This window comes from Polaromonas sp. (genome assembly GCF_036676035.1).
Taxonomy (GTDB): Bacteria; Pseudomonadota; Gammaproteobacteria; order Burkholderiales; family Burkholderiaceae_C; genus Polaromonas.
In genome coordinates this window covers 23,118-33,235 of record NZ_JAKFDR010000028.1, presented here as the reverse complement: position 1 = coordinate 33,235, position 10,118 = coordinate 23,118, and the positions used below count along the sequence as shown (strand labels likewise).

The following is a 10,118-nucleotide window of genomic DNA, read 5'->3' as shown; positions in this document are numbered from 1 at the left end:
TTTCGGCCATGGCGGCGTTGCAAATCCGCGCGATACCTACGGGTATCGCTGTGGTTTGCGCCTTGCCCTGACCAAAAATCCATCATTTTTATTTGTGCCATCAAGCATGCAACACCACACTAGGGTGAGGGCTTCCGGGCGCTCGTGCCCTCACCCCGACCCTCTCCCAGAGGGAGAGGGAGGAAGGCAATCATGAGCGCACCCCTGGTCCAGGCACATGACCTCGCCAAAACCTTCGACGTCTCCGCGCCCTGGCTCAACCGCGTGCTCGAGCGCAAGCCGCGCACCCTGCTGCACGCAGTCGATGGCGTGAGCTTCGAGATCGAGAAAGGCAAGACCCTGGCGCTGGTTGGCGAGTCGGGCTGCGGCAAAAGCACGGTGGCCCGCCTGCTGGTAGGGCTGTACGAGCCCACGCGCGGCGGCCTGACCTTCGACAGCCAGGACGCCCATGCCGCGTTCAAGGCGCCGCAAGGCCAGCAGCTGCGCCGCCGCATCCAGATGATTTTTCAGGACCCCTACGCCAGCCTGAACCCGCGCTGGATTGTCGAAGACATCGTGGGCGAGCCGCTCACGGAGCACGGGATCATCACCGACAAGGCCCAGCTCAAGGAGCGTGTCGGCGAATTGCTCAAGTCGGTGGGCCTTTCCCCGCTGGATATGGTGAAGTACCCGCACCAGTTCTCGGGCGGCCAGCGCCAGCGCATTTCGATTGCCCGCGCGCTGGCCACCGAGCCCGAATTCCTGGTCTGTGACGAGCCCACCTCGGCGCTGGACGTGAGCGTGCAGGCGCAGGTGCTCAACATCATGAAAGACCTGCAGCGCGAGCGCGGGCTGACCTACCTGTTTATTTCGCACAACCTGGCGGTGGTGCGCCATGTCAGCGATCAGGTGGGGGTGATGTACCTGGGGCGGCTGGTCGAACTGGCGGACAAGCAAACGCTGTTTGCCGCGCCGCGCCACCCCTACACCCGCATGCTGCTGGACGCGATTCCGAAAATGCACGACACCGGCCGCGCCCGCACCCCGGTGCAGGGCGAAGTGCCCAATCCCTTGAGCCCGCCGACCGGCTGCACCTTTCACCCGCGCTGCCCGCATGCCAATGATCGCTGCCGGGCCGAACGGCCGCAGTTGCTGACGATTCAGGGCGTGAAGATCGCCTGCCACGCCGTGCAAGAAAATCGCGTCTGAGCTCCTGAGAGCAGGCTCTCAGGTGATGTCGACGGTGTGAACGCCAAATGCCCCGCTGCGCCGGTCTGCAAAGTAGTGCTCCAGCGTTGTCCGGACCGTCCTGAACGCAATCTCGTCCCACGGGATTTCTGACTCGGTGAACAGCCGGGCTTCAAGCGTTTCGTGACCGGGCTTGAACTCGGTGCTGAGCAGCCGGGCACGGTAGAACAGATGAACCTGGCCGACGCTGACCACATTCATGACGGTAAAGAGCCCCTGCATCTCGAACTGTGCGCCGGCTTCCTCGTGGGTCTCGCGGGCGGCGCCTTCCGCGGTGGTTTCGCCCAGCTCCATGAAGCCGGCGGGCAGCGTCCATCTGCCCCAGCGTGGCTCGATATTGCGTTTGCACAGCAGCACCTGCTCGCCCTCGGCGCCCCACACCGGGACGGTGCCGACCACGTTGAGCGGGTTGTCGTAATGCACGGTGCCGCAGGCGGGGCAGACGGCGCGCGGCTTGGTGTCGCCATCGTCGGGCAAGCGGTAGACGACGGCCGTGCCGCAGACGCGGCAGTGTTTCAAGGGGGGACGATGCATTAAATAAGTGTAGCGGCTTTGCGGCCGGCGGCCTGGTGTGCCAGGCAATTTGCTATCAAAGATATAGCTTACTGCGCCCGTATTTAATGGGCTGATGGCATAAATTGCATAAAAAAACCGGGGCTGGGCCCGGTTTTCAGAGCTTGCCCTCAACGGCGTGCCTGCGTCCAAAAACTCATTCGGCCTTGATGCCTGCCGTCTTGATGGTTTTGGCCCAAAAGTCGGTGTCCTTTTTGACCAGGGCGTCCAGCGCAGCGGGTGGCAGGTAACGCAGTTCAACGCCAGCACCGTCGGCACGGGTTTTGGTTTCTGGCAGCTCCAGCGCGGCCTTGATCTGGCTGCTGAGCTTGCTCACTACGTCGGCAGGTGTCCCCGCAGGGGCAAAAATACCCACCCAGGCTTCCAGCTCAAAACCCTTCAAACCGGCCTCGGCGGTGGTCGGCACCGCGGGCAAGCCGGGGTGGCGGGTTTTGCCGGCCACAGCCAGGCCTTTGAGTTTGCCAACCTGCACCTGCCCCATCACCGAGGGTGGGGTGGTGATGAACACCTGTACCTGGCCTGAGAGCACGTCTTGCAGGGCCGGGCCGGAGCCACGGTAGGGAATGTGCACCATGCTGGTCTGGGTTTGCAGCTTGAACATCTCCGTGCCGATGTGCGAGAGCGACCCATTGCCCTGGCTGGCGTAGCTGAGCTTGCCGGGGTTGGCCTTGAGGTGGCTGATGAATTCACCGAGATTTTTGGCCGGCACCGACGGGTGAACGGCGATGACGTTGGTCGCCACCGTGATCAGCGCCACCGGCACAAAGTCCTTTTGCGCCCACGGCAGCTTGGGGGTGAGGTTGGGGTTGCCCACATGGTAGGCCGAGTACGAATTGAGCAGCGTGTAGCCGTCGGGGTTGGCGCGCGCCACCGCCTGGTAGGCCACGTTGCCGCTGCCGCCGCCGCGGTTGTCCACCACCACGGCCTGGCCGGTGACTTTGGCCAGCGAGTCCGACAGGATGCGGGCCGAGGCATCGACAAAACCGCCCGGCGGGTTGGGTACGATCAGGTTGATGGGCTTGCTGGGGTAGGCCTGGGCCAGCGTGGCGCTGGTGGCGAGACTTGCCAGCAGGGCGGCGCTGGCGCCCGCAAGCAGTCGGCGCAGGGTTGAGGTTTGGGTAAAAGCGTTCATGAGTCAGTCTCCTTTTTTGATAATCAATAACGGCCCGACAGCAGCGCACCTGCGTTGGGTAGGCGCCGCTCCAGCCCCAGGCTTTTAAGCAGGGCGTAGGTGGTGCAGACCGCGCTGGAGACCACGGGCAAGCCACTGGCTGCTTCAATCAGCGGCACCGAGGCCAGCGACGGCATCTGCACGCAGGCCGAGGCCACAATGGCGTCAGCACCCTTGACATTGAGCTGCTTCCACAGCTCGGCAGGGGCTTTCGGGTCACGCGCGCCCACGGCCAGGTTGTCGTGGATTTCGAGCGAAATGCTGTCAATCACTTCAATACCTTCGTTCTCGATGTAATCAATCACCATGCGCGTCAGCGGCTTCATATAGGGTGCAATGATGGCCACACGCTTGGCCCCCAGGGCCTGCAGGCCCTCGACCAAAGCGCCTGCGCTGGTGATGACGGGTGCAGGCAGGCCGTTGGCCACGGTGACTTCATGCAGACGGCGCTGGGATTCGCGGTGGTAGCCCTTGCCCATGCTCATGATGGCGACCAGGCAGGCGTAGCCCATGGCGTCCATGCGCGCGTCCGACAGCTCCAGCGCGCAGCGGTCGGAGTCGCGGTCCATCGCCGCCAGCTCTTCCTGGGTGACCGACTTCATGCGCATGCGGCTGGAATGAAACGTAAAGCGCTCGGGCAGGACTTCCTCGCGTGCGCGCAGCATGGCCGGAATTTCCGTTTCCATGGTGGTGTTGGAGCTGGGCACGATAAGACCGACCCGGTAATTTTTGTGCGCTGGGTGTTTTGCTGATGGCATGGCTGTCTTCCTGATGACTTGTTCAAGCCCCGATTCTTCGCTGTTTAATCCATACAAACAAATACATAATCAAGATAAATCAATACCGAAACCAGATAGATAAACGCCCTGAAAGCCGCACCATGGAGCTGCGTCAGATTCGTTACTTCACCGTGCTCGCGGACGAGCTGAGCTTTACCCGAGCGGCCAGGCGGCTGCATGTGTCGCAGCCGCCCCTGAGTTTTCAGATTGCCAGCCTGGAGGCGGAACTGGGGGCCCGGCTGTTTGACCGCACCAGCCGCAGCGTGGTGCTGAGCGAGGCCGGCAAAGCCTTTTTGCCCCACGCGCAGGCGGTGCTGGCGCGGCTGGACGAGGCGCGCAGCCATGTGACGCGCGTCGCCAGCGGCCTGCAGGGGCGGGTGCAGGTGGGGCTGGCGGGCTCGCATTTTTTGGGGCCGTTCCCCAAGTTCATTCAACAGTTTCGCCTGCAGCGGCCCGCCGTTGAGGTGGTGCTGCATGAGATGAAACCGGCCGACCACTTGCAGGCGCTGCGCGATGGGCGGCTGGACCTGTGCGTGTCGCGCAACCGGCTCAATGACACGCAAATCAGTGCCGCGCTGCTGTGGCGCGACCCGGTGGTGGTGGCCCTGCCGCCCGGTCACCGGTTGGCCCGCCGCCGCCAGCTCAGCCTGGCCGATCTGCGGGACGAGGACTTTGTGTTTTTGCGGCTGGACTCCTCGCCTTTTGCCGCGCGCCTGTTTGAAGCCTGCGTGCAGGCGGGTTTTGCGCCGCGCATTGCGCAGCAGGTGGTCGAGGTGCCGGCGGCGCTGAATCTGGTGGCGGCGGGTCTGGGCGTGGCGCTGGTGCCGGCGTCCATGGCGCAGCTCAGGTCCGATGCCGTGGGCATTTGCCGTCTGGGACCCACGCCGCAGGCGGCTGCCAAAGGGGCGCGTGCCCGCCAGGCGAGCATGCCCAACATCAATGGCGATGTGTATGTGCTCTGGCGCACCGACGATGCCGCGCCTGCGGTGGCGGAGTTCAGAAAACTGTTGCTGGATTGGGCTGGCAGTCTGCCGTCGTGGGCGGGGCGCTGAGCGGGGGCTGTCAGTTTGCAGGCCAGCGGCACCTTGGGGGCTGCGACCAATGCGAAAGACGGCAGTTTTTTATACGCCGCTGGCCCTCACCCCAACCCTCTCCCAAAGGGCGAGGGAGCAAGAAAAGCGAATCGCACGCACTGAGTTGAGTAGTTACAAAAAAACCGGGTTTGGCCCGGTTTTTTTTATCCCTGTTCGCCCGTTTTCAGACCTTGGTCGTTTTGGTGTGTTTCTCGATCAGGCTGCGTGCCGTGTCCAGCAGTTTCTTGCCGTCGAAGCCCTTTTTGTTCATGTCTTCCACCCACTCCACTTCCACGGTGCGCGATTTGCGGCGAAATTCCTGCGCTTCGGCCGCGCTGACCGTGTAAATCGTGTTGCCGCGGTCGCTGGCGCTCTTGCGGCCGGCAGCGTCGTTGCCCTGCTGCACCTTGCCGAGCCAGGCTGACGTGGCCATGCCGGAGTTGTTGTCGATGACCTTTTTAAGGTCCGGGGCCAGCGAGTTGTACTTGGCCTTGTTCATGGCCATCACGAAAGTGGTGGTGTACAGGCTGCCACCGGCCGGATCGAATTCGGCGTGGAACTTGGTGAGCTCGTTGACCTTGACCGAAGGCACGACTTCCCAGGGAATGACGCAGCCCTGGATGGTGCCTTTGTTCAGCGCATCGGGAATTTGCGGCAGTGGCATGCCCACGGGCGTCGCGCCCAGCACGCCCATCAATTTGGTGACCTGGCGTGTGGGGGCGCGCAGCTTGAGGCCGCGCATGTCGGCAATCGACTTCACGGGTTTGTCGACGGTATGGATCACGCCGGGGCCATGCACATGAAGGGCGAGGACCTGGGTGTCCTTGAATTCGTCCACGGCCACGGTCTGCACGTACTCCCAGTACGCTTTGGACGCGGCTTCGGCGTTGCTCATCATGAAGGGCAGCTCAAACACCTCGATGCGCGGGAAACGGCCCGCGGTATTGCCGGGCAGGGTCCACACCACGTCGACGATGCCGTCCTTGGCCTGGTCATAGAGCTGCACCGGTGTGCCGCCGAGCTGCATGGCGGGATAGGCTTCAAACTTGATGCGCCCACCGGATTCTTTTTCGATCTTCTCCATCCAGGGCTTGTGCATGCCCAGCCAGACGTTGGACTGGGGCGACATGAAGGTATGGAACTTCAGGGTCACGGACTGCTGGGCCAGGCTAGAGAGCGCCGGTGCGCCAAGGGCCACGGCTGCGCCGGATTTGAGAAGGGTGCGTCGCTGAATCATGGGGTTGTCTCCTGTAACGATGGTGGTAACTTAAAGGAATCGGGGTGCTTTGAGAAGCCGTGAATGCCCTGGCTATTTGTCCTGATCATTGGCTCTGACTATTGCCGCTAGCCGATGTACTGCACCAGCCAGAGCGAGATGGCGGGGAACAGCAGCAAAACGATGGTACGGAGGGTGTCGCTGATCAGGAAGGGCATGACGCCGCGGTAGCTTTCGCTGATCGGCACGTCCTTGGCCAGGCCATTGACGACGTAGACATTGAGCCCCACGGGCGGTGCCAGCAGGCCGAAGCCCACGGTCATCAGCACCATGATGCCGAACCAGATGGCGACCGACTCCTTGGCCATGCCGAAATCCAGCCCGATCACCATCGGGAAAAAGATCGGGATGGTCAGCAGCAGCATGGACAACTCGTCCATCACCGCGCCCAGCACGACGTAAAACAGCAGGATGGCCGTCACCACCATGAGCGGGGACAGGCCCCAGCTGCCGACGACGCCTGCGAGCTGGCTGGGCACCTGGGTCAGTGCCAGTGCCGAGTTCATCAGGTCGGCGCCGATGAAGATCAGGAAAATCATGGCCGAGCTTTCAGCGGTGGCATAAAAGCACCGCTTGAACTTGGCCCAGGTCATTTCGCGCTTGAGCAGCGCGGCCACAAAAGTGGCCGCCGCGCCCACGGCGGCACCTTCCGTCGGCGTGAAATAGCCACCGTAAATGCCGCCGAAAACAACCACAAAAATGATGGCAATCGGCAGGACGCCCAGTATGGTGCCGAGGGTCAGGGCCGTGCGCTCTTCGTCCACTTCAGGGGCCTGGCCCGGCACCAGCCGGACATAAATGGCGATGGCCGCCATGTAACCGAACATGGCGATGATGCCCGGCACCATGGCCGCCGCAAACAGCTTGGCAATGTTCTGTTCGGCCAGGATGGCGTAAATGACCAGCGGCACGGAAGGCGGGATCAGGATGCCCAGGGTCCCGCCGGCGGCCAGCGTACCGGTGGCGAGCCGCCCGGAGTAGCCGTGGCGCTTCATTTCGGGCAGGGCCACGCCGGTGATGGTGGCGGCGGTGGCGACCGAAGAGCCGCAGATCGCGCCAAATGCGGCGCAGGCGAGCACCGAGGCCATGGCCAGGCCGCCCTTGAAGCGGCCCATCACAGCGGCTGCAAACTGGAACAGCGCTTTGCTGATGCCGCCCTGCGTGGCGAAATGCCCCATCAGGATGAACAGCGGGATCACCGACAGGTCATAACTGGCAAAGCGTGCAAAAGCCTGGGTGTTGATGAAGTTTGAAAACGGGGCCCAGCCGGTCTGCATGACATAACCGATGCCGCCGGCCGTGAACATGGCCACCGCGATCGGCACGCGCACGGCCATGAAAACCAGCATGATGCCGAAAATGATCAGGGCAAGCGTGATGGAGCTCATTGGGTAACCTCTGCGCCACGCGCTGCGGTGCCATTCGCCTTGGGAGCGGCCCGGCGGCTCATTGGGTAACCTCCCGCGCCATGCGCTGCGGTATTCGCCTTGGGAACGGCCCGGCGGCTCATGGGTGCGCCTCCAGGCCCTTGCCAAAGCCAAATACCGCCTGGCACAGGCCGATGACGCTGGTCAGTACAAAAGGCGGCACCATGGCGGCATACACCACCCACTCCGGAAAGCCCAGGATCTGGGTTTCGGAATGCGTGCTCCAGGAGTTGATGCCGCCCAGCGTGGTGCGCCAGGCCAGCAGGCCAAACATCAGGGCCAGCAGCAGGGCCCCGAAGCGGTCCAGCTTGTTGTTGGTGGCATGACTGAGTCTGGTGGTGAAGAAATCAACAATGATGTTGCCGCGCATGAGCTGGCAAAACGGCATGAACAGCGCAATGGCTGCGCCGGCAGCCACGCCGGTCAATTCAAAATCGCCGGCCAGCGTGGCCCCTGCGGTGTTGCGGCCAATCAGGCTGGCGCAGGTCATGAGCGTGATTGCCGTGAGCAAGAGGCCGGCCAGGATGGCGCAGAGCTTAGCCAAGTTTTGCAAGAGATTCAATAGATTCAAGCGGTGTCTCCAGAAGAACGTTATCTGCGGGCTTGGGGGATGGTGCCGGCAACGTGTGACCGGAATGTCACCGTGCTTTTTTTGGGTTGATTATGCAAATGCCCGGCGCGCTTGGGCAGGCGGGTTACCCCGAGCGACCCGGGTATTTGCGCGATGATCGGAGCGGGTGTGCGTGAATCGCGCAAACGGCCGGCGAACGAAACCCTGCGCAGCCTGGGCGCAAGGCCTTCGTTGCGCCAGCAGGTTTTTGTTTCAGGCGACCTTGACGGTCAGCGTGCCCAGGCCGTCCACGCCCCCGACCATGGTGTCGCCCGACACCACCGCCGCCACGCCTTCGGGGGTGCCGGTGTAAATCAGGTCGCCCGGCTGCAGTTCCCAGGCGGTGGACAGGTGCTCGATGGTCTCGGCGATGTTCCAGATCAGTTTGGAGACATTGCTGCGCTGGCGGTCCACGCCACCGACCTGCACGTAGATCCCGGCATGGCTCACATCGCCCGCCTGCGCCGCCGGTGTGATGGGGCCGATCGGGGCCGACTGGTCATAGGCCTTGCCAATGCACCAGGGGCGGCCCTGTTTCTTCATCTCGGTCTGCAGGTCGCGGCGCGTCATGTCCAGGCCCACGGCGTAGCCGTAGATGTGTTTGTGGGCGTCAACGGCCAAGATGTTCTTGCCGCCGGTGCCAATGGCGACGACCAGCTCAATCTCGTGGTGCAGGTTTTTGGTCAGGCTGGGGTAGGGGATGGTGCCGGTCTGGCCGGCTTCCACGGCGACGATGGCGTCCGCCGGCTTGAGGAAGAAAAACGGCGGCTCGCGGCCGGTAAAGCCCATTTCCTTGGCGTGCTCTTCGTAGTTGCGGCCCACGCAGTAAATGCGGTGAACCGGAAAACGCTCGGCCTTGCCGACCACCGGGACGGAGGCGATGGGAGGTGGGGTAAATACAAAGCTCATGACAACCTTTCTTCTCTGTGTATGCCCAGCGCCTGATGCACCGGGTGGTCTGAAAAACTGAACAGCACACAGCCTTGCGCCGAACGCAGCTGGGCAGTGTGCCACGACGGAATCACAAAATGGTCACGCGGGCCGAACTCGAAAGTCCAGACCTGTTCGTCGCGCGCGACAGTCACGTTGCCATGGCCTTCGACCACGCTGAATACCGCGCCGTCGGTCTGGCGCCAGGGCTGACCCGCAAAGCCCGCCGGCAGGCGCTGCATGAAGGTGGCCATGGTGGGCATGGGCGAGCCGCCCGTGGCCGGGTTCACGTAGCGCAGCTTCACCCCGTCCCAGGCGTCGATGGGGGCTTGCCGCTCCAGCTGGTGCAGGGCCTCGCGGGTGCGTTCGTAGGGGTAGCTGAAAATGGGCGAGGTCTGGCCAAACGGCGCGTCGTAGCGCACGGGCAGCATGTTGGCACCGTAGCGCTGGTAGCTGGTGCCCTCGGCTCGGGTCACGGGCTGCGATTGGGTGCTGCCGTTTTCGGCAAACCCGGCATCAAAAAAGCGCAGCATGGGAATGTCCAGCCCGTCGAGCCAGACCACCGGCTCCTGGCCGTCGCAGCCGTGGTCGTGCCAGGTCCAGCTGGGGGTGATGATGAAGTCACCGGGTGACATGGTGGTGCGCTCGCCATCGACGGCCGTGTAAGCGCCGCGGCCCTCCACCACAAAACGCAGGGCGCTTTGGGTGTGGCGGTGGCTGGGGGCTATTTCGCCGGGCAGGATCAGCTGCAGGCCCGCATACAGCGACTGCGTGATGGCCGACTGCCCGCGCAGTGCCGGGTTCTCCAGAATCAGCACGCGGCGCACCGCTTCCTCTGCGGTGATCAGCCGGCCCGACTCCATGAGGTAGGGGCGCACCTCGCCGTAGCGCCACAGCGAAGGCAGGCAGGGCGTGGCCGGCTGCGGCGGCACCAGGGCGTGCAGCACCTCCCACAGCGGCGTCATGTTGCGGGCGGCGATGGCCTCATAAAAGGCCTTGCGCGCCGCACCATTGGTTGCACAGGCTTGACTGGGCGGTGGTGTCATGTCCAT

General features: G+C 63.4%; 10 protein-coding genes. 2 read left to right on the top strand and 8 right to left on the bottom strand.

The window, feature by feature from the left end:
• Positions 1–192: 192 nt before the first annotated feature.
• Positions 193–1,188 (top strand): ABC transporter ATP-binding protein, encoded by a 996-nt coding sequence (locus V6M61_RS05350; RefSeq protein WP_332775537.1) that lies wholly within the window; start codon positions 193–195, stop codon positions 1,186–1,188.
• Positions 1,189–1,206: 18 nt separating this feature from the next.
• Here the strand turns inward: V6M61_RS05350 and V6M61_RS05345 are convergent, their stop codons facing one another.
• The 3 genes from V6M61_RS05345 to V6M61_RS05335 form a co-directional block, all read right to left on the bottom strand.
• A complete protein-coding gene (locus V6M61_RS05345) occupies positions 1,207–1,761 on the bottom strand; it encodes an NUDIX hydrolase (RefSeq protein ID WP_332775536.1) in 555 nt (184 codons plus the stop codon).
• 175 nt (positions 1,762–1,936) lie between these two features.
• A complete protein-coding gene (locus V6M61_RS05340) occupies positions 1,937–2,932 on the bottom strand; it encodes a Bug family tripartite tricarboxylate transporter substrate binding protein (protein WP_332775535.1) in 996 nt (331 codons plus the stop codon).
• Between the two features lie 23 nt (positions 2,933–2,955).
• Complete coding sequence (locus V6M61_RS05335) at positions 2,956–3,729, bottom strand: maleate cis-trans isomerase family protein (protein WP_332775534.1); 774 nt, start codon at positions 3,727–3,729, stop codon at positions 2,956–2,958.
• 122 nt (positions 3,730–3,851) lie between these two features.
• Between V6M61_RS05335 and V6M61_RS05330 the strand changes: the two genes are divergently transcribed.
• On the top strand, positions 3,852–4,802 hold the full coding sequence (locus V6M61_RS05330; RefSeq protein ID WP_332775533.1) for a LysR substrate-binding domain-containing protein: 951 nt from the start codon (positions 3,852–3,854) through the stop codon (positions 4,800–4,802).
• Positions 4,803–5,007: 205 nt separating this feature from the next.
• Here the strand turns inward: V6M61_RS05330 and V6M61_RS05325 are convergent, their stop codons facing one another.
• The 5 genes from V6M61_RS05325 to gtdA form a co-directional block, all read right to left on the bottom strand.
• Positions 5,008–6,060 carry a TRAP transporter substrate-binding protein gene (locus tag V6M61_RS05325; protein ID WP_332775532.1) on the bottom strand — a complete coding sequence of 351 codons (1,053 nt, stop codon included), beginning with the start codon at positions 6,058–6,060 and terminating at the stop codon, positions 5,008–5,010.
• A gap of 107 nt (positions 6,061–6,167) precedes the next feature.
• The gene (locus V6M61_RS05320; protein ID WP_332775531.1) at positions 6,168–7,487 is read right to left on the bottom strand and encodes a TRAP transporter large permease; all 1,320 of its coding nucleotides are present in this window, start codon (positions 7,485–7,487) and stop codon (positions 6,168–6,170) included.
• A 118-nt stretch (positions 7,488–7,605) separates the two neighbouring features.
• On the bottom strand, positions 7,606–8,070 hold the full coding sequence (locus tag V6M61_RS05315) for a TRAP transporter small permease (RefSeq protein WP_332775530.1): 465 nt from the start codon (positions 8,068–8,070) through the stop codon (positions 7,606–7,608).
• 279 nt (positions 8,071–8,349) lie between these two features.
• Entirely contained in the window at positions 8,350–9,045 is a 696-nt protein-coding gene (locus V6M61_RS05310; RefSeq protein ID WP_332775529.1) for a fumarylacetoacetate hydrolase family protein, read from the bottom strand.
• Positions 9,042–10,118: a gentisate 1,2-dioxygenase gene (gene gtdA, locus V6M61_RS05305; protein ID WP_332775528.1), complete on the bottom strand. Its 1,077-nt coding sequence runs from the start codon at positions 10,116–10,118 to the stop codon at positions 9,042–9,044. Before gtdA ends, V6M61_RS05310 begins: the two co-directional genes overlap by 4 nt.

What these genes read in the sequence shown, in the direction of transcription:
- V6M61_RS05350 (WP_332775537.1), top strand. Translation starts at nt 193, where the DNA reads ATGAGCGCACCCCTGGTCCAGGCACATGACCTCGCCAAAACCTTCGAC.
- V6M61_RS05345 (WP_332775536.1), bottom strand. Translation starts at nt 1,761, where the DNA reads ATGCATCGTCCCCCCTTGAAACACTGCCGCGTCTGCGGCACGGCCGTC.
- V6M61_RS05340 (WP_332775535.1), bottom strand. Translation starts at nt 2,932, where the DNA reads ATGAACGCTTTTACCCAAACCTCAACCCTGCGCCGACTGCTTGCGGGC.
- V6M61_RS05335 (WP_332775534.1), bottom strand. Translation starts at nt 3,729, where the DNA reads ATGCCATCAGCAAAACACCCAGCGCACAAAAATTACCGGGTCGGTCTT.
- V6M61_RS05330 (WP_332775533.1), top strand. Translation starts at nt 3,852, where the DNA reads ATGGAGCTGCGTCAGATTCGTTACTTCACCGTGCTCGCGGACGAGCTG.
- V6M61_RS05325 (WP_332775532.1), bottom strand. Translation starts at nt 6,060, where the DNA reads ATGATTCAGCGACGCACCCTTCTCAAATCCGGCGCAGCCGTGGCCCTT.
- V6M61_RS05320 (WP_332775531.1), bottom strand. Translation starts at nt 7,487, where the DNA reads ATGAGCTCCATCACGCTTGCCCTGATCATTTTCGGCATCATGCTGGTT.
- V6M61_RS05310 (WP_332775529.1), bottom strand. Translation starts at nt 9,045, where the DNA reads ATGAGCTTTGTATTTACCCCACCTCCCATCGCCTCCGTCCCGGTGGTC.
- gtdA (WP_332775528.1), bottom strand. Translation starts at nt 10,118, where the DNA reads ATGGACATGACACCACCGCCCAGTCAAGCCTGTGCAACCAATGGTGCG.